The organism is Enterocloster sp. 210928-DFI.2.20, from assembly GCF_020554465.1.
Taxonomy (GTDB): Bacteria; Bacillota; Clostridia; order Lachnospirales; family Lachnospiraceae; genus Enterocloster; species Enterocloster bolteae.
This window is the reverse complement of sequence record NZ_JAJCHK010000041.1, coordinates 18,704-39,935: the sequence shown is the minus strand read 5'-3', so window position 1 is coordinate 39,935 and position 21,232 is coordinate 18,704. Positions and strand designations below refer to the sequence as shown.

General features: G+C 52.2%; 20 protein-coding genes. 19 read left to right on the top strand and 1 reads right to left on the bottom strand.

The features are described 5' to 3' along the window. Positions 1–151 precede the first annotated feature (151 nt). The 17 genes from LI015_RS24655 (at position 152) to LI015_RS24575 (ending at position 18,501) form a co-directional block, all read left to right on the top strand. Entirely contained in the window at positions 152–1,474 is a 1,323-nt protein-coding gene (locus LI015_RS24655) for an MATE family efflux transporter (protein ID WP_227126576.1), read from the top strand. A gap of 172 nt (positions 1,475–1,646) precedes the next feature. Next, entirely contained in the window at positions 1,647–2,357 is a 711-nt protein-coding gene (locus LI015_RS24650; protein ID WP_227126571.1) for an MBL fold metallo-hydrolase, read from the top strand. A gap of 84 nt (positions 2,358–2,441) precedes the next feature. Further along, on the top strand, positions 2,442–3,758 hold the full coding sequence (locus tag LI015_RS24645; protein WP_227126570.1) for a dihydroorotase: 1,317 nt from the start codon (positions 2,442–2,444) through the stop codon (positions 3,756–3,758). Next, positions 3,733–4,446 carry a YjjG family noncanonical pyrimidine nucleotidase gene (locus tag LI015_RS24640; RefSeq protein ID WP_002572951.1) on the top strand — a complete coding sequence of 238 codons (714 nt, stop codon included), beginning with the start codon at positions 3,733–3,735 and terminating at the stop codon, positions 4,444–4,446. Before LI015_RS24645 ends, LI015_RS24640 begins: the two co-directional genes overlap by 26 nt. Positions 4,447–4,602: 156 nt before the next feature. Beyond that, complete coding sequence (locus LI015_RS24635) at positions 4,603–5,514, top strand: amino acid ABC transporter substrate-binding protein (RefSeq protein WP_227126569.1); 912 nt, start codon at positions 4,603–4,605, stop codon at positions 5,512–5,514. A gap of 102 nt (positions 5,515–5,616) precedes the next feature. Then, on the top strand, positions 5,617–6,276 hold the full coding sequence (locus LI015_RS24630) for an amino acid ABC transporter permease (RefSeq protein ID WP_002568971.1): 660 nt from the start codon (positions 5,617–5,619) through the stop codon (positions 6,274–6,276). A 20-nt stretch (positions 6,277–6,296) separates the two neighbouring features. Next, positions 6,297–7,061, top strand: a complete 765-nt coding sequence (locus LI015_RS24625) for an amino acid ABC transporter ATP-binding protein (protein WP_002568970.1) — start codon at positions 6,297–6,299, stop codon at positions 7,059–7,061. 215 nt (positions 7,062–7,276) lie between these two features. After that, on the top strand, positions 7,277–7,951 hold the full coding sequence (locus tag LI015_RS24620; RefSeq protein WP_002568969.1) for an AroM family protein: 675 nt from the start codon (positions 7,277–7,279) through the stop codon (positions 7,949–7,951). A 214-nt stretch (positions 7,952–8,165) separates the two neighbouring features. Further along, positions 8,166–9,353: a M20 metallopeptidase family protein gene (locus tag LI015_RS24615; RefSeq protein ID WP_002568968.1), complete on the top strand. Its 1,188-nt coding sequence runs from the start codon at positions 8,166–8,168 to the stop codon at positions 9,351–9,353. A gap of 109 nt (positions 9,354–9,462) precedes the next feature. Continuing rightward, positions 9,463–11,115, top strand: coding sequence for an ABC transporter substrate-binding protein (locus LI015_RS24610; RefSeq protein ID WP_002578416.1), 1,653 nt, complete (start codon positions 9,463–9,465; stop codon positions 11,113–11,115). Positions 11,116–11,220: 105 nt separating this feature from the next. Continuing rightward, the gene (locus LI015_RS24605; RefSeq protein WP_002568966.1) at positions 11,221–12,174 is read left to right on the top strand and encodes an ABC transporter permease; all 954 of its coding nucleotides are present in this window, start codon (positions 11,221–11,223) and stop codon (positions 12,172–12,174) included. Beyond that, positions 12,175–13,074 (top strand): ABC transporter permease, encoded by a 900-nt coding sequence (locus LI015_RS24600; RefSeq protein ID WP_002568965.1) that lies wholly within the window; start codon positions 12,175–12,177, stop codon positions 13,072–13,074. Positions 13,075–13,076: 2 nt separating this feature from the next. Then, positions 13,077–14,261 (top strand): amidohydrolase, encoded by a 1,185-nt coding sequence (locus LI015_RS24595; RefSeq protein ID WP_227126568.1) that lies wholly within the window; start codon positions 13,077–13,079, stop codon positions 14,259–14,261. A gap of 11 nt (positions 14,262–14,272) precedes the next feature. After that, on the top strand, positions 14,273–15,292 hold the full coding sequence (locus LI015_RS24590; protein WP_002568963.1) for an ABC transporter ATP-binding protein: 1,020 nt from the start codon (positions 14,273–14,275) through the stop codon (positions 15,290–15,292). Further along, positions 15,282–16,274, top strand: a complete 993-nt coding sequence (locus LI015_RS24585; RefSeq protein WP_002568962.1) for an ABC transporter ATP-binding protein — start codon at positions 15,282–15,284, stop codon at positions 16,272–16,274. Before LI015_RS24590 ends, LI015_RS24585 begins: the two co-directional genes overlap by 11 nt. An 11-nt stretch (positions 16,275–16,285) precedes the next feature. After that, positions 16,286–17,539, top strand: coding sequence for a M20 family metallopeptidase (locus tag LI015_RS24580; protein ID WP_227126567.1), 1,254 nt, complete (start codon positions 16,286–16,288; stop codon positions 17,537–17,539). A 20-nt stretch (positions 17,540–17,559) separates the two neighbouring features. Further along, positions 17,560–18,501: a DUF1177 domain-containing protein gene (locus LI015_RS24575; RefSeq protein WP_227126566.1), complete on the top strand. Its 942-nt coding sequence runs from the start codon at positions 17,560–17,562 to the stop codon at positions 18,499–18,501. Positions 18,502–18,511: 10 nt separating this feature from the next. Here LI015_RS24575 and LI015_RS24570 read toward each other — a convergent pair whose 3' ends face one another. After that, on the bottom strand, positions 18,512–20,170 hold the full coding sequence (locus LI015_RS24570) for a PucR family transcriptional regulator (protein ID WP_002568959.1): 1,659 nt from the start codon (positions 20,168–20,170) through the stop codon (positions 18,512–18,514). Positions 20,171–20,302: 132 nt separating this feature from the next. Between LI015_RS24570 and LI015_RS24565 the strand changes: the two genes are divergently transcribed. Next, positions 20,303–20,467 (top strand): hypothetical protein, encoded by a 165-nt coding sequence (locus tag LI015_RS24565; protein WP_002568958.1) that lies wholly within the window; start codon positions 20,303–20,305, stop codon positions 20,465–20,467. Positions 20,468–20,495: 28 nt separating this feature from the next. Continuing rightward, on the top strand, positions 20,496–21,131 hold the full coding sequence (locus LI015_RS24560) for a hypothetical protein (protein WP_002568957.1): 636 nt from the start codon (positions 20,496–20,498) through the stop codon (positions 21,129–21,131). The last annotated feature ends 101 nt before the right edge of the window (positions 21,132–21,232 follow it).

Below are 21,232 nucleotides of genomic sequence, written 5' to 3'. Positions count from 1 at the left end.
GTCTGATATTTTTGGGTAAATTACGGATTGACGGGGAATGGCGGGGGGAGTAGGCTTTTTTAAGAAAACATCCCCCATCGTGCCGTATGAAGGTGAGCGGGATACAAAGGATGGTATATGTAAGATGGAACAAAATGGAGCCGGAGTCCGTATGTTTACCAACCAGGATTTGAAGCGCCTTATACTGCCCCTTATTGTGGAGCAGATACTGGCTGTGTCCGTGGGAATGGTGGATACCATGATGGTATCAAACGCAGGGGAGGCAGCTACCTCCGGGGTTTCCCTGGTGGATATGGTCAACACCCTGTTCATCAATATTTTTGCGGCGGTGGCAACCGGAGGCGCGGTGGTGTCCTCCCAGTATCTGGGACAGAGGAGAAGGGACAGGGCCTGCCAGTCAGCCAACCAGCTGATTTTGATAACTGCATGTATTTCACTTATTATAATGGTGCTCTGCATCCTGTTTCGCCGGGGGGTGTTGCATCTGCTCTACGGCGGCGTGGCCGGGGATGTGATGGCCAATGCCCTGGTTTACCTGACCATATCCGCACTGTCCTACCCCTTCCTGGCCGTGTATAATTCCTGCGCCGCCCTGTTCCGCTCCATGGGAAATTCCAAGATATCCATGCAGGCGTCCATCATCATGAACATTATCAATGTTATAGGGGACTCCCTGTTCATCTTTGTATTCCATTGGGGTGTGGCGGGTGCTGCTGCGGCTTCCCTGATTTCACGTATGACTGCCTGTTTTATCCTTCTCTTCCGGCTGAAAAATAAGAATCTGGACATCTTTATTGGGAGAAAATGGAATCTTAATTTCAGAATGGTGAAGCAGATACTGGGCATAGGCATTCCCAATGGGATTGAGAACAGCATCTTCCAGCTGGGCCGGGTTCTGGTGGTGGGGATCATAGCCATGTTCGGCACGACCCAGATAGCTGCCAACGCCATTGCCAATAATCTGGACGGGATGGGCGTACTGCCCGGGCAGGCCATGAACCTGGCTATGATTACCGTGGTAGGGCGCTGCGTGGGGGCAGGCGATTTTGACCAGGCCGGATATTATGCAAAAAAAATGATGAAAATTACATACTTAGTCAACGGGCTTTGCTGTATAGCCGTTATATTGACTATGCCGCTTTCTCTCAGTCTATATGGACTGTCAAAAGAAGCATTGGAACTGGGAGCCGTACTGGTGCTGATTCATGATGGGTGCGCAGTGTTTTTATGGCCGTCCTCCTTCTGTCTGGCCAATGTGCTGAGGGCTGCCAGCGATGTGAAGTTCCCCATGTGCGTATCCATCCTGTCCATGCTCCTGTTCCGCATAGGTTTCAGCTATGTGCTGGCAGTGGGACTGGGCATGGGAGCCGTGGGCGTGTGGTGGGCCATGATTGCGGACTGGAGTGTCCGATCCGCCTTCTTTGGATGGCGGTTTGCCAGCGGGAAATGGAAAACCTTTTATCATGCCCTGTAATTTTGGGAAAAATAAGAATGTATTGTCTTTTGGGCAGCGCCGGACCGGTTTGGTGAAACCGGAGGGCGCCGCCTGTTTCTGTATATAAATGGAAAACGGGATAAAATAACTATACGGGAATTGAGGTTTATGTTACTATTAGACATATAAGAACGGATGGGAGATGACCGATATGAAGATAACGTATATCCATCACAGCAGTTTTATGGCGGAGCTTGACCATGCCGTACTTCTGTTTGACTATTTTGAAGGAAACATTCCGGAAACAGACAGGGCGAAGCCTTTGTTTGTGTTTGCCAGCCACCGCCATGGAGACCATTTTTCCCGTTCCATATTTGATTTGGAGGAAAGCCGCGGGAATGTGACCTATGTGCTGTCCGACGATATCTGGACAAGGCAGGTGCCGGAGGACCTTCTGGGCAGAACCATATTCCTGGGACCAGGGGAGGAAGTGAGCCTGAAGGACGGAGCCGGGAATCCGGTGGACATCCGGGCATTTAAGTCCACAGACCAGGGTGTGGCCTTTTTGGCCAGCCTGGAGGGCAGGACCATTTACCATGCAGGGGATTTAAACAATTGGGTATGGGAAGGGGAGCCGGAGGCCGACAACCGCAGGATGAGTGAGAATTTCCACCGGGAAATGGACAAGCTGGCCGGACGCCATATTGATGTGGCCTTTATGCTCATTGACCCCAGGCAGGAGAAGGATTTTTACCTGGGAATGGATGACTTTATGAGAATGGTGGGGGCGGACGTGGTGTTTCCCATGCATTTCTGGGAGGACTTTCAGGCGGCTGCCAGATTTAAGGCCCTGGCCTGCGCCGACGGGTACAAGGACAGGATACAGGAGATACACAGACGGGGAGAGGAATTCCTGGTGTGACAGGCGGACGGCGGGAGCCGGGCTTTTCGGTCTGCACCGGACATGGATTTGTGAAACAGATGGGATTAAAGAAAGGAACAGATTATGATTTTGATTCGCGCAGGACGGGTACTGGGACCCGCAGAAGGGCTGGATATAAAGGCGGATGTGGTTTTGGACGGAGACAGGATTGCCGGGATATTTCCGGCGGACCAGGGGGGAGCAGAGGGAGCACCCGGCTTTAGCACCCGGGAGAGGCAGTATGAGCAGATAATCGAGGCAGAGGGACTGGCGGCAGCGCCGGGACTGGTGGATGTCCATGTGCATTTTCGCGATCCGGGGCCCACGTACAAGGAGGACATCCATACAGGGGCAAGGGCTGCAGCAAAGGGCGGCTTCACCACGGTCGTGTGCATGGCCAATACCAACCCCATTGTGGATAACGAGGAGACCCTGCGCTATGTGCTGGAGGAGGGAAAAAAGACAGGCATCCATGTGTTAAGCTGCGCCGCTGTGTCAAAGGGATTTGCAGGCAGGGAGCTGACCGACATGGAGGGACTTCTGGCAGCCGGGGCAGCCGGATTTACAGATGACGGGATTCCGCTGATGGAGGGGACGTTTGTCAGGGAGGCCATGGAGGAAGCGGCCAGATTGGATACGGTTCTCAGCTTCCATGAGGAGGACAAGCAGTTTATCAGGGAAAATGGAATCAACCACGGCAGGATTTCCGATGAACTGGGAATCTACGGCTCACCGGCCCTGGCAGAGGATTCCCTGGTGGCCAGGGACTGCATGATAGCCCTGGATACAGGGGCAACCGTGGACATCCAGCATATCAGTTCAGGGCACTCCGTGGAGATGGTGCGCCTGGCCAAGGAGTTGGGGGCAAAGGTATGGGCCGAGGTGACGCCCCACCATTTTACCCTGACAGAGGAAGCCGTGTTAAAGCACGGAACCCTGGCTAAGATGAACCCGCCGTTAAGGACAGAGAAGGACAGGCAGATGCTGATTGAGGGGCTTAAGGATGGGACCATTGACATGATTGCCACAGACCATGCCCCCCACAGCCGGGAGGAAAAGGATCGGCCCCTGACCCAGGCGCCCAGCGGCATACTGGGACTGGAGACTGCCCTGGCCCTGGGAATCACCAATCTGGTGAAGCCGGGACATCTCACGCTTTTGGAGCTTATGGAAAAGATGAGCTATAATCCGGCCAGGCTCTATAAGCTGGACTGCGGACGCATGGAAGCAGGAGCGCCTGCGGATCTGGTGCTTTTCGATGCGGACAGGCAGTGGACGGTGGAAGGCTTTGAATCCAAGTCATCCAACAGCCCCTTCCTGGGCGCCACATTGACGGGCAAGGTAATGTATACGGTTTGCAAAGGAAGGATTGTCTATGGAGATCAGGGAACGGAAGTTTGATGTGATTCTTCTGGATGTGGACGGAACGCTTTTGGATTTTGGCATGTCTGAGAAGCAGGGCATGAAGGTGGTCCTTGAGCAGTATGGATTTGAGCCCACAGAGGAACGGCTTTTGCTGTACCATGAAATCAATGAGGGATTCTGGTCCGCCTTTGAGCGGGGAGAAGTGACCAAGGAAGACTTGGTACGGCAGAGGTTTGAGACGTTTTTTGGCCGTCTGGGCAGGGCGGTGGACGGCCGTGAGGCGGAGGAACTGTACCGCAGGCAGCTGGACGCATCCGCATTTTTGATTGACGGGGCCCTGGAGCTGTGCGCCTATCTGAAGGACAGGTATGATTTATATGTGGTTACCAACGGGACATCGTCCACCCAGTACAAGCGGCTGGCTGCCTCCGGCCTGGACGGCTTTATGAAGGATATTTTTGTGTCCGAGGACGCGGGGAGCCAGAAACCGCAGAAGGAATATTTTGATTACTGCTTTTCCAGGATACCGGATGCCAATCCGCGGCGTATGCTGCTCATTGGTGATTCACCTGCGTCCGATATCAAAGGCGGAATGGCCGCAGGCACGTATACGTGCTGGTATAACCCCGGCGGACAGACGCTGCCTGAGGGCATACGGGCGGATTATGAAGTGGGGAGCCTTAAGGAGCTTATGAATCTTTTGCAGGCACCTGTTCTGCCCTGAATTTTGGGGAGGGGGACAGCGGCGCGGATCTTTGTCAGTTTTGCCATATAAAATGTCCTTTACACAAACGCTTTAGTGTGCTAATATGATAGCGTGTCAAAAGACCGTGAGGAGCCGCTGGACTTGAAACAGCGGAATAAGAGGAGGACGTTTATTATGAAAAAGAGACTTTTTAGCCTGGCCCTTGCATCTGTGATGGCATTATCCCTGGCAGGATGCGGCGGTTCAAAGGAAGCAGCCACAGAGGCAGAGACAAAGGCAGAAACAGAGCAGACAGCAGCAGACACTTCTGCCAAGGCTGAGGATACCACCGCGCAGGAGGAGACAAAAGCAGAGAGCGAAGCCGCGTCAGAGGCTGTTTCAGAAAGCGCCGGAGGAACATTGATAGTAGGATTTGACCAGGATTTCCCGCCCATGGGATTCATGGGGGACAACGGTGAATATACAGGATTTGACCTGGAGCTGGCTAAGGAAGTGGCAGAGCGTCTGGGACTGGAATATACGGCACAGCCCATTGCCTGGGATTCCAAGGACATGGAGCTGGAGGCAGGCAATATCGACTGTATCTGGAACGGATTTACCATGACAGGGCGTGAGGACGTCTATACATGGTCAGAGCCGTACATGGCCAACACCCAGGTATTTGTTGTGGCTAAGGATTCCGGTATAGCCAGCCAGGCAGACCTGGCAGGCAAGATTGTGGAGTGCCAGGTGGATTCCTCTGCAGAGGCAGCGTTAAAGGAGGTCCCGGACCTGACGGCTACCTTCAAGCAGCTGCTTACCACGGCTGATTATAACTCGGCTTTCATGGATTTGGAGCAGGGCGCGGTGGACGCCATTGCCATGGACGTAATCGTGGCCGGATATCAGATTCAGCAGAGAAACGCTGACTTCATTATCCTGGAGGACAGCCTGTCCGCAGAGGAGTACGGAGTTGGATTCAAGAAGGGCAACACGGAACTTCGCGACAAGGTACAGGCCACCCTGGAAGAGATGGCTGCGGACGGCACGCTTAAGTCCGTATCCGAGAAGTGGTTTGGCGAGGACGTAACTACGATTGGCAAGTAATAAAGGCCGCTGTCTGGACCTGCTGTCCTGCCGGATAATCCGGCGGCAGCTTGTTTAACAGCGGCTTTATACGGCATAAATGTTAAAGGCAGGTAAGAAGTTATGGGTAAAATGACAATCCAGCAGATGTTGATTCAGTTGGCAGGAGGTATGGGAACCAGTATCCAGATATTCCTGGTGACGCTTATCTTTTCCCTCCCTCTGGGCCTTTTGGTGGCCTTTGGTCGTATGTCCAAAAACCGGCTGCTCCAGGCCGTTGTCAAGGTATACATATCCATCATGAGAGGCACGCCCCTGATGCTGCAGCTTATGGTGGTGTATTTCGGACCCTATTACCTGTTCCGCATCAAGGTGGGCAGCGGCTACCGGCTGTGGGCCACCTTCATTGGATTTGTGATCAACTATGCTGCCTATTTTGCTGAAATCTACAGAAGCGGCATCCAGTCCATGCCTGTGGGCCAGTACGAGGCGGCTCAGATTCTGGGCTACAGCCGGTTCCAGACCTTCTTCAAAATCATACTGCCCCAGGTCATCAAACGGATTCTTCCGTCTGTGACCAACGAGGTCATCACCCTGGTCAAGGACACCTCCCTGGCCTTTACCCTCAGCGTGGCGGAGATGTTTTCCATAGCCAAGGCCCTTGCGGCGTCCCAGACCAATATGATTCCCTTTGTGGCGGCCGGTCTGTTCTACTACATTTTCAACCTGGTAGTGGCAGTTGGGATGGAGTGGGTTGAGAAGAAGATGGATTATTACCGTTAGGAACAGGAGGATTGTGGATTATGAAGCTGCTGGAATTAAATCATGTGGAAAAGTCATTTGACGGCCTGGGCGTCATAAAGGATATATCCCTCAGTGTGGAGGAGGGGGAAATCGTTTCTGTCATCGGTCCCTCGGGTTCGGGAAAATCCACCCTGCTGCGGTGCGCCACCATGCTGGAGACCATGGACAGCGGGGAAGTGATATACCTGGGAAAGCGGGCGGCCTGGACAGAGGACGGAAGGGCTGTGTACGCCTCAAAAAAGGATTTAAAGGAAATCCAGAGCCAGTACGGCCTGGTGTTCCAGAATTTCAACCTGTTCCCCCATTACTCTGTTATGAAGAACATCACGGATGCTCCCATCCATGTGCAGAAAAGGGATAAGGCGCAGGTCTATGAGGAAGCCAGGGCACTGCTTAAAAAGATGGGGCTGGAGGACAAGGAAAATGCGTATCCGTGCCAGCTGTCCGGCGGCCAGTGCCAGCGCGTGGCCATTGCCAGGGCATTGGCGCTGAATCCCAAGATACTGTTTTTTGACGAACCCACCTCAGCCCTGGACCCGGAGCTCACCGGTGAGGTTCTCAAGGTGATTAAGTCCCTGGCAGACCTTGACATCGCCATGGTGATTGTCACTCATGAGATGGCCTTTGCAAGGGATATATCGGACCGCGTGGTATTCATGGCGGGCGGTGTCATTGTGGAGGAGGGCACGCCGGAGCAGGTGTTTGCTTCGGATAATGAGAGGACCCAGAGCTTTTTGGGGCGGTATGGGGCTTTGCTGAATTAGTTTTAAACAAAATGGTATACTCAGCCAGATATGATAAAAGGCATCCAGGACCATGACAACATGGCAGGGATGCCTTTTTTTCGATGCCGGGCTTATGGCCTCAGGAACAGGTGGTTATTTTGTTAGTACCATTTTCAGGCCGTATATTTTATTTGACAGTAGTATGCTATACTTTTAGAATCAACATTATACAGCAGTCGGAAAGGAGAAAAGAGATGTTTAAATTAGGCGCAATTACAGTGGGGCAGTCTCCAAGGACAGACGTGACAGATGACATTATGGGGATATTCCAGGGGAAGGTTGAAATTCTGGAACGGGGGGCTTTGGATGGCCTGACGGTGGAGGATATAGACAAACTGGCCCCGGATGCGGGGGAGTATGTCCTGGTCTCCCGGATGCGGGACGGCAGCCAGGTTTCGTTTTCCGAGCAGAAGATCCTGCCTCGTATCCAGGAGTGTATCGAACAGCTGGAGGCAGAGGGAGTCAAGATGATTCTGTTCTTTTGTACGGGTGAGTTTGACTATAAATTCAAATCCCGGGTTCCTCTTATATTCCCCTGCGACCTTATAAGCCGGCTGATTCCTGTTCTCTGCGGGGACAGACAGCTGATTGTGGTGACACCCACCCAGAGACAGGTACAACAGTCCCAGGAAAAATGGAGGAAATATGTAAACGACGTGGTGACAGTGGCGGCTTCCCCGTACGGGGGATGGGAGGAAATAGAACAGGCATGCAGAAAAATCAGCGCACTTCAGGGGCCTCTGGTTGTCATGGACTGCATCGGATATTCCTTTGCCATGAAGCGGGAGGTTGCAGAAAAAACAGGGAAGACAGTGGTCCTTTCCCGCACCATGGCGGCCCGGGTGATATCGGAATTGTCAGATATCTGAGACCGGACTGTGAGCTGAGAAAAGGCAAAAAGGCAAAAATGTATGCACACCAAGGACATAAGTGTATACAAAGACGACAAAAACAGAAAGAATCATGCATAATGCATATTAAAAAACTTAAATATCATGCATGATGCAATTGTAAGGATAGTGCAGTTTTGATATGATGATTAAAATAAATAATTTAGATTCTGGATGAGGACACATGAATATCATGGATAACAGGTATACCCTTACAAGGGCCGGAGAATTAAGCGATGAGCTGATCTCCATACGAAGGAAAATTCATCAAAACCCTGAAATTGGATTTGACCTTCCGGAAACAACTGCCCTTGTGGCAGAGAAATTAAAGGCATATGGAATTGAATTCAAGAAAGTAGGAAAAGCGGGAATCAGCGCGGTTCTTGGTAACGCTGAAGCGGGCGGGAAAACATTTCTTCTGAGAGCTGATATGGACGCCCTTCCCTTTGAGGAATTGACCGGTCTCACGTTTGCCTCCAATAACGGCTGTATGCATGCCTGCGGTCATGACATTCATACCAGTGCCCTTCTGGGAGCTGCCAGGATATTAAAAGAGCGGGAAGGCGAGCTGAGAGGAAGGGTCAAGCTGATGTTCCAGCCCTGCGAGGAAGATGTGGGCGGAGCTGCCGACATGGTTGAGGCAGGCGTTCTTGAAAATCCTTCCGTGGACGGCGCCATGGCCCTGCATGTGGTCCATCACAGTATGGGCAGTGTGGGATACAGTACCGGAGCGGCTTGTGCGTCCAGTGATGTGTTCACAATCACCATACACGGGGAGGGCGGACATGGGGCTGTTCCGGACAGCTGCATTGACCCTATCAACGCAGCCGTACATATCCATATGGCCCTGCAGGCCTTAAACAGCCGGGAAACCCATCCCGATGAAATGCTGGTACTGACAATCTGCGAATTCCATTCAGGAGCCGCAGCCAATGTATTTTCCGATACGGCAGTTATGCGCGGCACCATCCGCACCAGGAACCAGAAGGTGCGGGAATATGCCAGGAGACGTCTGGAGGAAATATCGTCAACAGTGGCATCCGCTTTTGGGGCATCTGCCCGGGTGGAATATCTCTATTCCGGTGTCCCGCCTATGGTAAATGACCAGGAGCTTCTGGAAGAGGCAGCGGGATATATTGACCGCCTGCTGGGACCGGGAACCTGTTATGAACTGCCAAGGATGACTGGTTCGGAGGACTTTTCGGTACTGTCACAGCTTGTGCCCAGTGTGCTTTTCTGGGTCGGAACCGGTTCGCAGGAGGAAGGATATCCTTACGGGGTGCACAATCCCAAAGTCACATTCAGCGAGGACATGATACCGGTAATGTCGGCCATCTATGCAGAGGTTGCCATATGCTGGTTAAATAATCATCCGAATTGAAGATATAAAACGATAGTTAAAGGGGACTATGTTTTGCTTTGACTATCGTTTTTTTTATAAAATTTTACAAAAGGGCAGCAAAAACAAAAAAAGAGAGGAGTAATAACTTATGAAAAAAAGATGGATGGTAAGCCTGATGGCAGTGGCAATGGCCGTATCCATGGCAGCGTGCGGCAAAAGTTCGGGGGGCGGCACAGAAAATGCAGGCAGCAGCGCGCCCGCAGGGACCACGGCAGCGGAAGCGGGGGCCAGCGGGGAGACACAGACCGCTGATGCCGGTGAGCCGGTGGACGGCGGGGTACTGACAATATCACTTTCCTCATCGCCTAAAAATCTGGATCCTGTGAAATATACAGGTACATATGAATCACAGATTATCGGAAGCGTATGTGACACACTGGTGGAGTATAACAGCAGCCTGACTGAGATCATGCCCTCTATCGCGGCTTCCTGGGAGGTCAGCGATGATGGAAAAGAGTATACCTTCAAGCTGAGGGATGATGTGTATTTCCAGCCGGGACAGTATCAGGACGGCAGGCAGGTAACGGCAGAGGATATCAAGTATTCCCTGGAGCGTTCTCATGAGCTGTCTGCTATGAACAGGCTGGACATGTTGGATCACTGTGAAGTGATAAGCGATACGGAAGTGAAATGTGTCCTGGAAAATCCCAACGCGGTTTTCCTTACTGCCCTTACCGATGCGGGCAATGTAATTGTCCCCAAAGAGGAAGTGGAGGGATGGGGAGATGATTTCGGAACCCATCTGGTAGGAAGCGGTCCATTTGCGCTGAAGGAATTCAAGCTGGACCAGCAGGCCACCCTGGTGAGAAATGAAAAGTACTGGGCACAGAAGCCTCACCTGGACGGGGTGGTATTCCGTCCTGTCAGCGACGGAAACCAGGCAGTGAATGCCCTGAGGACCGGAGAGGTCAATGTGGCTACCAGCCTTACGGGAGAGGCCGTGCAGGTGGCAAGGGATGATGACACCGTCAAGCTTTTGGAGATGCCGGGGCTTCATGTATCCTACCTGTACTTTAACATGGTAAATGGGCCTACCAAGGATCCGAAGGTCCGCGAAGCCCTGATCAAGGCTGTAAACGTGGAGGAACTGACAGGCGGCGTGTACCAGTATGGCGAGGCTGTGCCTGCATCCCTTCCGCTGCCTCCGGGCTCCTGGGGATACGACGAGGCTGTAAAGGCAGAGGTTCCAACCTATGATCCGGAAGCAGCCAAGGCGCTTCTGGCAGAGGCAGGTTATCCGGACGGATTTGATTTGAACCTGTATATTTCCAATACGCCTACCAGGGTTAAGATGGCAACCCTGTTCCAGGCATACCTGCAGCAGAACCTGAACGTGAATGTAAACATTAATACCAGTGAGTGGGGAACCTTCAGCGAGATTGGCGCTTCCGGACAGGCAGATGTGTTTGGTATGTCATGGACATGGTATCCGGATCCCTACTTCTTCTTAAACAAGCTGTTCTACAGCGGAGAAATCGGTTCCCTGGGCAACGGCCAGGGTTACAATAATCCTGAGGTTGATAAATGCCTGGAGAACGCCCTGCTGACAACAGACCAGAATGAGCGCGCAGACCTGTACAAGAAGGCGTTAGCCCTGATCGTGAAGGATATGCCCGGTATATTCTATGCCAATGAGAATGTGGAGTGGGGTGTGACGCCCAATGTCCAGGGACTGGTCCAGAGGGCTGACGGCAAGGTAAAGATCTGTACAACCGATATTAACGTATGGCTTTCAAAGTAAGGTTCGCAAGCAACGGTATTATATCAGTACCGGCTTGATGGAACCGGCACCGGGGATGCCGTCTTATGGCGGCATTCCTGTCTCAAAAGGAGTTTGGTGACATCTATGTTAAAGACTTTAATTAACCGATGCCTGCAGATCATACCAGCCCTGTTTGTGGTGGTGACCCTGACCTTCGTACTTACGAGGATGATTCCGGGTGACCCGGCCCGGGCCGTGGCAGGTCCCCAGGCTTCCGTGCAGGACGTGGAAAAGCTGCGGGAAAGCATGGGGCTTAACGAACCAATGCTGGTTCAGTACAAAGACTATGTCCTCGGCGTTTTGCAGGGGGACTTCGGGACATCCTATTCCTACAACCAGCCGGTCTTAAAGCTTGTGGCGGAGAGGATACCCAATACACTTCTGCTGGCAATTCCCTCCATAGCGGTTGCGCTTTTGATAGGCATGGTGATTGGTGTGGTCAGCGCGGTAAAGCAGGGTTCTCTGTTTGATTACATATTTATGATACTTGCACTGATTGGGGTTTCCATGCCTATTTTCTGGATGGGCCTTATGCTGGTACTGACCTTCAGCGTCCGGCTTGGGTGGCTTCCGGCCCTGGGCATGGGAACCTTTGAAAACGGCCTGGGGGATGTGATACGCCACATGGTCCTTCCCTGTTTCTGTCTGTCCACCATACCAATGGCAACCTTTGCCAGAATCACCCGTTCCAGTATCCTGGAATCCATTTCAAGCGATTCCATACGGGCCATCAGAGCCAGAGGAATCAGGGACGCCATTGTTATATGGAAGTACGCTTTAAAGAGCGCCCTTCCTCCCATCGTCACAGTCCTTGGCCTTCAGCTGGCATCCTGTTTTGCAGGCGCCATCCTGACGGAAAACGTGTTTTCCTGGCCCGGCATGGGATCACTGATGGTGGGCGCCATTGACAACCGTGATTATATGCTGATTCAGGGCGCTGTTCTTGTAATCGCGCTGGCATTTGTCCTGGTAAATCTGGCGGTAGATATTGTATACATGCTGATCAATCCAAGAGTCAGCTACGAAGGGGGTAGCTAAATGAAAAAGACAGATATAGCCGCATCCCAACCGTCTTACGAGGAGATCCTCAGGAAGGAACGGAGGGCCAACAGCGCCTGGAATAAGCTGAGACGGAATAAGACAGCTATGATTGGACTGTTCATCATTGTGATTATGACCGCCATTGCTGTATTTGCCCCGTTCATCACAGGGGGAAAGCCCAATGAGATACATCCCATTGACGCATATCTGGGCTTCTTTGAGAAGGGGCACCTGTTCGGCACGGATGAAGCCGGAAGGGATTTGTTTACAAGAATATGCTACGGGGCCAGGGTCTCTCTTCTGGTTGCAGTGGGAGCCACGGTACTGGGAGGTGTCATCGGGGTGGCCCTGGGACTTATATCGGGTTACGCCGGCGGCGTGGTGGATGCGGTCATTATGCGCTGCATGGACGGCGTCATGGCATTTCCTTTTATCCTGCTGTCCATTATCCTTATGACGGTACTGGGGGATGGTATATTCAATGTGATCCTGGCAATCGGAATTGCGGTTGTACCGCGCTTTTCCAGGGTGGTCAGAGGCCAGGTGCTCATAGTGAAAAAGGAGGAGTACTGCAATGCAGGCAGGGTCATCGGCATTTCCAATACCAGGATGCTGCTTCACCATATACTGCCCAATACAGTGAGTGAGGTCATTGTGTATGCTACCCTTAACACTGCCAGCGCAATCATATCAGAGGCATCCTTAAGCTTCCTTGGACTGGGCATCAAGCTGCCCACAGCTTCCTGGGGAAGTATTCTGAGGTCGGGAAGGGACTGCCTGAACACGGCGCCCCATATCGCAGGTATCTCAGGCTGCTTTATTTTGCTGACAGTTATCGGCTTTAATCTGCTGGGAGACGGTATACGCGATGTACTGGATCCCAAGATGAGGAGGTAGCCATGAGAGAAGAATTGAAAAGACAGGTCGGGACGTGTATAGACCGATGTTCCGGGGAGCTTACGGAGCTGGCAGATACCATCTGGAACAATCCGGAATATAATTTTAAAGAGTATAAGGCATGCCGGTCCATTACCGGACTGCTTGAGAAGCACGGTTTTGAGGTGGAGCGGGGAACCGGCGGGATTGAGACAGCATTTCATGCATTTTGTGATTCCGGAAAGCCGGGACCTCATATTGCGTTCCTGGCGGAGTACGACGCTGTGCCAGGAATGGGCCACGCGTGCGGCCATAACCTGATGGCGGCCATGTCGGCCGGAGCAGGGATTGCCGTGAAGTCCGTGCTGCCTCAGCTTAAGGGCAGTATTTCCGTATTCGGGACACCGGCCGAGGAGGGCGGCGGAGGAAAGGTCATCATGCTTGAAAATGGGGCATTTAACGGGGTGGACGCGGCTATGATAATCCATTCCGCCAATGAGACAGTGGTGAATGATATCTCATACTCCAGGACAGACATCATCGTGGACTTTTTCGGAAAGGGAGCCCATGCCGCTACCTGGCCTGAGGAGGGCGTCAGCGCCCTGGATCCCCTTCTTCTGCTGTTCCAGCATATCAGCCAGATGAGGCTTCGCTGGAATGGGCAGGGAACTATTTTAGGTATCATATCCGAAGGCGGAGAGGACCCCATCCACATTCCGGAACACTGCCAGGGGAAGTTTACAGTGCGCTCGTTCAGCATGAAGACCAAGAAGAAGCTCCTGGGAGATTTTCTGGAGGCCTGCGAGGCCGCAGCCAGGATGACCGGTACTACCTGGCAGTGGAAGGAAGACGGCTACACATATGAGGACATACGCAACAATCCGGTTATAGAGAACGTCCTGGCAGAGCAATTTACCCGGCTGGGAGAAACGGTAATGCCAAGAAGAAAGGAACTGGGAATCGGATGTACGGATGTGGGTAATCTGACCCATGCCTTTCCGGCCCTCCAATCCTATGTCCAGGTGGTTCCCCTGCTCCGGGGACACACAAAGGAATTCGAAGATGCCTGCAAAAGTCCGGACGGACACAGGGCGGCCCTGACTGGCGCCAAGGCACTTGCCATGACTGCGGTGGAGCTTTTATCCGACGACAGCCTTATGGAACAGGTGGACAGGGCCTTTCAGGATATGAAGAAGCAGTATGAATGAGAGGTGAGGATATGGAAGGACAGAAATTATTGACAGTAAAAGACTTGAAGACGTACTTCTATACCTCCGGCGGAGTCAGCAAAGCCGTGGACGGAGTCAGCTTTGAGGTGGAAAAGGGAGAAATCCTGGGCATTGTGGGCGAGTCAGGTTCAGGCAAGAGCGTTACGTCCAGCTCCATCATCCATCTCCTGCCGGCCAAGACAGGAAAAATCGTGGGCGGGTCCATTGATTTTAATGGTACGGATGTCCTTAAGCTGAGCCAGAAGGAACTGCTGGAATTCAGGGGGAAGGACATATCCATGATCTTCCAGAACCCTATGACATCCCTGTCGCCGGTCTTTAAGGTGGGGAGCCAGATGGTGGAGATGATATGCGCCCACCAGAAGGTCACCAAGGCAGAGGCCAGGAACATGGCAGAGGAGGCGCTGAAACGGGTTGGGATTCCCGATGCCAGACGGCGGATGGAGGCGTATCCGTACGAGCTGTCGGGAGGTATGTGCCAGAGGGTTATTATAGCCATGTCCGTGTGCAGCAAACCGCAGATGATCATTGCGGATGAACCCACCACGGCCCTGGATGTGACGGTCCAGGCACAGGTACTGGATTTATTAAAGGAACTGCGCGACAAATACGGCACAGCCATCCTGCTGATTACCCATAATCTGGGAGTTGTATGGGATATGTGTGACAGCGTGATTGTTATGTACGCGGGCAAGACAGTGGAGTATGCTCCCTGTATTGATTTATACAATCATCCCCTTCATCCTTATACATGGGGGCTTTTGGACTGTATGCCCAGACTGAGCAGCAATTCTAAGGAGGAACTGTCCACAATCGCAGGCACACCGCCTGATTTGAGGCTTACCGGGGTAGGCTGCAACTTTGCCAACAGATGCCCTTACGCGCAGGAGCGGTGCAGGACGGAGGTGCCGGAGCTGACAGAAGTATCGCCAGGCCACCGTGTTGCCTGCCACCGGCAGACAGGCGGAAACAGGCTTGTCAGAAATGAGGTGACGGAAAGTGGAAGATAGGAAAGTGATATTGAAGATTGAACATCTGTGCAAGGATTTTGACATAAAAGCAAAGTCTTTTACCGGCAAGGCCTTAAAGCTGCACGCCCTTTCCGACATCAGCCTGGATATCTACGAGGGTGAGACCCTGGGTATCATCGGTGAGTCAGGCTGCGGCAAGTCCACTCTGGGACGCTGCCTGGTCAACCTCCATCCCATCACATCAGGAAAGCTGGTTTATGACGGAAAAGAGCTGAACCGTCTCAGGAAGAAAGAGCGCCAGGCCCTGAGCCGGGAGATACAGATGGTATTTCAGGATCCCTATTCTTCCCTGGACCCCCGCCATACGGCCGCGGATTCCGTGGAGGAACCCATGATTGTCCACAAGACGCCTGCCACTGCCAGGGAACGCCAGGAAAGGACCATAGGCCTGTTCAAGGAAGTGGGACTTGATATGCAGCATTTAAACCGATATCCCCATGAGTTTTCTGGGGGACAGCGCCAAAGGCTGAACATTGCCAGGGCCATTGCCAGTAATCCCAGAGTGGTCATCTGCGATGAACCGGTATCGGCTCTTGACGTGTCCATACAGGCCCAGGTCATTAACCTGTTTAAGAAGCTGCAAAAGCATTTTAACCTTACATATATTTTCATATCCCATGACCTGAGCGTGGTGAAATATATCAGCGACCGCATCGCCATCATGTATCTGGGACGGCTGGTGGAACTGTGTGACAGTGACTCTATCTACCACAATCCCCTGCATCCGTATACCCAGGCACTTTTGTCCGCCATTCCGCCGGAATCCCCGGAGGAGGAAAAGGAACGCATTGTGCTGACTGGTGAGGTACCCAGCCCAATCGGGGAACAGAAGGGATGCCCTCTTGCAAACCGCTGTCCACGGTGTATGAAGCGGTGCAGGGAGGAACTGCCGAAACTGCTGCCCCACGGGGACACGGACCACATGGTAGCCTGTTTTCTATATCAGAACGAACGCGACTGACGGAGGAAAAAATGAGAAAAGAAAATTTAATCAGCATGGTGGAAGATCGGAAAGATGAACTGATTGACCTGGTTTCCCGGCTTATCAGGATTAACAGTGAGAATCCCACAGGAACCCAGAGGGAAGTGGTGGATTTTGTTGAGAAATATCTGGAGAAGGCCGGCATTGCCTATGAGGAAACCGGGGAAAACCCGGATTATCCCTGCGTGGTGGCCAGGATGGGCAGCGATGACGGCTACAGCCTGATTTTTAACGGACATGTGGATGTAGTCCCGGCGGGAGACCGAGGGTTATGGGATTTTGATCCTTTCTGCGGTACGGTCACTGACAGCCAGATATTGGGTAGGGGAACCTCCGACATGAAGGCCGGGGTGGCCGGAGTCCTTTTTGCCATGGCTCTGTTAAAAGAGTCCAATGTCTGCCTTAAGGGAAATATACGGCTTCACATTGTTTCCGACGAGGAGAGCGGCGGGGAGTACGGCTCTGCGTGGCTGTGTGAGCACGGATACGCCAAGGGAGCAAACGGATGCCTGGTGGCGGAACCCACCTCCATGGCTACCATTGAGATTGGCCAGAAGGGGGGAATGCTGCTGACAATCCGGGCCCATGGCAAGGCGGCCCACGGAAGTCTTGGGAATTATAAGGGAGAGAATGCAATCCTTAAGATGGCAAAGGTCCTTCCGCTGGTAGAAAAGCTTACCAGGATAAGCGGGCATTTTTCAGACAGGCAGTTAAAGCCTCTGGCAGACTCAAAGATGATAGCGGAGGATAAGAATGAGATTCCGGGTTTGGGAAGTGTCATAGATCATGTAACCACCAATATCGGACTGATACAGGGGGGAACCCGCCACAATATGGTGCCGGACTGCTGCGAGGCAGTGGTTGACTGCCGTCTGCCCATAGGTGTCAGCCAGGATGAGATTGCTGCCTGCGTGGATGAGATACGCAGGGAGAGCGGAGTGGATGGGGTTGATTTTGAGCTGAATTACCGCTCCGAGCCAAACTTTACGGATCACGAGGATCCATTGGTCCTTGCGGTAAAGAAGAATGTGGAGGCATTTTTAGGTACTCAGGTGGTGCCAGCTTACCAGTGGGCTTCCAGCGACGCCAGGGATTACCGGCGTCAGGGTATTCCCACGATCCAGTTCGGGCCGTCCAATACAGTGGGGATCCACTCTTACAATGAGACAGTGGAGATAGAAGATGTGGTGACTGCCGCCAAGGCATATGTGGCAGCGGTGTGCGATTTAATGGGAATTGAATAAATACCAGGAGGAGATATGTCGTGTTAATCAAACAGTTATTGGAAGTGTATGATGTTCTGGATGACAGCAATGCCAGCGGAGAAACGGTTGAGGCATACTTAAGAGGAATCAGGAAGGATGCGGATATCCACGTATATCCGCTCGTTGGGCCAAAGGGAAAAACCGATATGGTCAAAGTCAGGATTCACGGAAGCAGGGGAAAGACGTCCGGAGGAGATGCGCCCACACTGGGGCTTTTGGGACGCCTGGGAGGATTGGGAGCAAGGCCGGAGCGAATCGGATTCGTGTCTGACGGCGACGGCGCCCTGGTGGCATTATCCCTGGCTGCAAAGCTCTTGGATATGCAGAATAAGGGCGACATACTGGAGGGTGACATCATTGTATCCACTCATGTGTGTCCCGACGCGCCTACAAGGCCCCACAAGCCGGTGGCATTTATGGATTCACCTGTGGAGATGGCCCAGGTCAACAAGGAAGAGCTGAGTGATGAGCTTGACGCGGTCCTGTCTGTTGACACTACCAAGGGGAACCGGATTATCAACACAAGGGGATTCGCCATATCACCTACGGTTAAGGAGGGATATATTCTGAAGGTGTCTGAGTCCGTTCTGGACATTATGCAGGCCACCACCGGGCGGCTCCCCTATGTATATGCCCTGTCTGTCCAGGATATTACGCCCTATGGCAATGATCTGTATCATTTAAACAGCATCCTGCAGCCTGCAACGGGAACAAAGGCGCCGGTTATCGGAGTAGCCATCACCACAGAGGTGCCGGTGGCTGGATGTGCTACCGGAGCCACCCATATCACGGACTGTGAGGAGGCCGCCAGATTTATGCTGGAGGTAGCAAAAGCTTATGCAAGAGGGGAATGCAGCTTTTACGATGAGGACGAGTTTACAAGAATCAGGAAGCTGTATGGGAATATGAACCACCTCCAGACATTAGGCAAAGAAGCATAGCAGGCTTATGTTATGTTTCCCTGAGCAGATCGTAGGCGCATAGTCCCAGATAGAAGCTGAAGATTTCGTCCATGGCTTCCAAATCGGTGCCTAGTATACGCTTTATCAGATTCAGATGGTCTGCCAGGGTATTGCGGTGGATGAAGAGCTGTCTGGAGGTCTCGCGGATGACCATACGGTTTTCCAGGTACATGCGCAGGGTGTGGACCAGGCAGGTTCCGTTTGCCTGGTCGTAATCCACCAGCCGGACGATGGTGTCGTTATATATTTTATTCAGGTCGTGATGGTTCAGGTTCCTCAGGAGATGATAGGGAATCTGACGCAGATAGGAAGCCACAGCCTTTTGGGGATTGAGGTGGGACTGCATATTGATGGAGATTAAGCTTTCCTCAAATGCGGTGCCGATTGTCACCAAACGGCTGTGGCTTCTGCTGACCCCTCCCCGCACCCACTGGCGCAGGCTCTCATCCAAAGATTGGTACAGGTATTCCGCTGTCATCTGTGCCTGGTTCACTGCCTCCAGGTTGGAGATGCTTTTCTGGAAGAACAGAAATACAATCACATAATCATTGTAAAAACTCAGGAAGTACTGCTGTCCCGAATTTTCCAGAGCAGTGCTGAATTTATCGTATACCGTGCGCATCAGCCGTTCCGGGCTTCCCGTCTGCTGGATTTCGTAGGCAATGCAGACACGCTTGCAGTCATAGGGAAAGGAGTAGGTATTGCACACTATCCTTATTTCTTCGCTGGACTTGGAACGCATGTCCGACAGCATGGAGAAAAAAGGAGCAAAGTGGTTGGTGGAGGAAAAACGCCTCTGATTCACCTGGATGGTCTCAAGCTCGGTTGACAGGATGGGAAGACAGTTTGTGATGATAGAGACTATGTCATCCGAAAGGGGGGCAGCGTTAATGTCAGCGCAGAGGTAATACCTGCCGCTGGGGATAGGAAAAACGGCAAAGGGTATGATTTGTTTGTTGATCCAGAACCTGCGCGTATTGGAAGCCTCCTTATCGCTGTCAGCCTCCTTGCCGCTCTCTGCATTCTTGGATTTATCGGGCCGGATCACTACACGGCTGGAGGTTTGTAGGAGATTGGCATAGGAATCCGGAATATGGAAATACACGGATTTGTCATTATAGTCGGTTATCAGAATGATGGAATCCGTGTAGGAGGACAGCATGGACAGCATGGAGCTGATTCCGCTGTTGCTGGTGAAAAGCTGGCAAAATTTGCGGGTTTCATTGATGACAAAGGCCTGGTTGGAGAGCTGCCTCAGTTCCAGTTCACGGAATATGACACGCATAATATCAGAGTAACTGTGGTAGAAGGGAACTGCAATCAGAGGAAGGCGGTACCTGGCCGCTTCTTCTATGAGAAACTGGGGGATGGTGTCGTAAAAACGTTTTATTTTTATGCACAGCGCGGTGCAGCTGACATCGTGGAGCTCCTTTAGCAGCTTTTTTGTCAGTGCAATGTCTTTATAAAAAATAAAGCCGGTCGTCAGGACCAGTTCGTTTTTTTTAATCCAGGGGACGCCTTCCGGATTGTCAATTACGTTGACTCCGGTAATGGGATTTCCCAGACAGTCCTCATCTCCGAAGAATTCCAGATTATCAATTTCAGGGCAGTTTAAAAACCATCGCAGCGTCAGCACAGGGTCATTCATAAACGGGGCTACCTCCTTTCAATCTTCTAAAATATTATAGCATCTGGTACTGGCTGTTACAAGAAAGTTTTTCCCAAGGAAGTTTGGGCTAAAGAAGTCCGGGGCATACTTACAAAAAAGGAAGGTACTGCCATGGAACTGTCACCCGCAGCCAGACGTCTGGTCATACTCCTGTGTCTCCGGCATCTGCCCGGGATTCTGGGCATGGGATTGTCCGGAGTACTGGTTATGATACCGGGAAAATTAAGGGAATCTTTATTGAAATTAACAGGATATGATGATAAGCTTCATAGGTAATCTGATATAAGACGGGAGGAATTGCAATATGAAGAAACATTCATTGATGATAACAGCAGCCGCTCTGGCTGCGGCGATGGTGCTGGGAACGGGCTGTGCCAAAAAACCAGCGGTGGAGACATCTGAGACAGTTACCAGCCAGGCTTCTGCTGAGGAGACCACCAAAGCGCCTGAGACAACGGCCAAGGCACAGGAGACAACGGAGCAGGCGGCTGAGGCAAAGGAAGTATACCATATGCTTCAGGGCACCGTTACAAAGGTGACAGCGGACGGTTCGGTGTTCACCCTTCAGGCGGACGACGGCAGGGACTATGATATCAGCCAGTCCGACATCCGGGACGTGGAAGTGGAGATTGAGGAGGATGTGCAGATAGCCATTGCATATATAGGGGAGCCCCTGGGCAGCCTGGAGGACGTGACCCTGGTGGTGGCCCTTCCGGAACAGGAAGAGTGGAGTATTCTCACTGAGAAAGGAACCACCACGGCTAACGCGATGAGCAGCTTTACCATAAAGACAGACGACGGACAGGAGTTAAGCTTCTTAAAGGATAACTGCCCCATTGAGGAAGGGGCCCTGGCAGGTGACAGCGGGGATAAGGTGACTGTGACCTATGTGAATTCCCAGGGAGTAAACTATCCGGTGGAGATTAAAGGAACGAAATAGACAGGCTGCCGCCACAATTTTGCGAAAAACCCTTGCAAAATAAGTGTTTTCCCTGTACAATCTGATATTGAGTAAACAGCGTGAGAGGGGCCGTACATGAC

Excerpts from the sequence above, each read along its gene's own strand:
- LI015_RS24610 (WP_002578416.1), top strand. The coding sequence starts at position 9,463 with ATGAAAAAAAGATGGATGGTAAGCCTGATGGCAGTGGCAATGGCCGTA.
- LI015_RS24600 (WP_002568965.1), top strand. The coding sequence starts at position 12,175 with ATGAAAAAGACAGATATAGCCGCATCCCAACCGTCTTACGAGGAGATC.
- LI015_RS24565 (WP_002568958.1), top strand. The coding sequence starts at position 20,303 with ATGGAACTGTCACCCGCAGCCAGACGTCTGGTCATACTCCTGTGTCTC.
- LI015_RS24615 (WP_002568968.1), top strand. The coding sequence starts at position 8,166 with ATGGATAACAGGTATACCCTTACAAGGGCCGGAGAATTAAGCGATGAG.
- LI015_RS24580 (WP_227126567.1), top strand. The coding sequence starts at position 16,286 with ATGAGAAAAGAAAATTTAATCAGCATGGTGGAAGATCGGAAAGATGAA.
- LI015_RS24640 (WP_002572951.1), top strand. The coding sequence starts at position 3,733 with ATGGAGATCAGGGAACGGAAGTTTGATGTGATTCTTCTGGATGTGGAC.
- LI015_RS24595 (WP_227126568.1), top strand. The coding sequence starts at position 13,077 with ATGAGAGAAGAATTGAAAAGACAGGTCGGGACGTGTATAGACCGATGT.
- LI015_RS24590 (WP_002568963.1), top strand. The coding sequence starts at position 14,273 with ATGGAAGGACAGAAATTATTGACAGTAAAAGACTTGAAGACGTACTTC.
- LI015_RS24570 (WP_002568959.1), bottom strand. The coding sequence starts at position 20,170 with ATGAATGACCCTGTGCTGACGCTGCGATGGTTTTTAAACTGCCCTGAA.
- LI015_RS24650 (WP_227126571.1), top strand. The coding sequence starts at position 1,647 with ATGAAGATAACGTATATCCATCACAGCAGTTTTATGGCGGAGCTTGAC.
- LI015_RS24655 (WP_227126576.1), top strand. The coding sequence starts at position 152 with ATGTTTACCAACCAGGATTTGAAGCGCCTTATACTGCCCCTTATTGTG.
- LI015_RS24630 (WP_002568971.1), top strand. The coding sequence starts at position 5,617 with ATGGGTAAAATGACAATCCAGCAGATGTTGATTCAGTTGGCAGGAGGT.
- LI015_RS24635 (WP_227126569.1), top strand. The coding sequence starts at position 4,603 with ATGAAAAAGAGACTTTTTAGCCTGGCCCTTGCATCTGTGATGGCATTA.
- LI015_RS24560 (WP_002568957.1), top strand. The coding sequence starts at position 20,496 with ATGAAGAAACATTCATTGATGATAACAGCAGCCGCTCTGGCTGCGGCG.
- LI015_RS24605 (WP_002568966.1), top strand. The coding sequence starts at position 11,221 with ATGTTAAAGACTTTAATTAACCGATGCCTGCAGATCATACCAGCCCTG.
- LI015_RS24620 (WP_002568969.1), top strand. The coding sequence starts at position 7,277 with ATGTTTAAATTAGGCGCAATTACAGTGGGGCAGTCTCCAAGGACAGAC.
- LI015_RS24645 (WP_227126570.1), top strand. The coding sequence starts at position 2,442 with ATGATTTTGATTCGCGCAGGACGGGTACTGGGACCCGCAGAAGGGCTG.
- LI015_RS24625 (WP_002568970.1), top strand. The coding sequence starts at position 6,297 with ATGAAGCTGCTGGAATTAAATCATGTGGAAAAGTCATTTGACGGCCTG.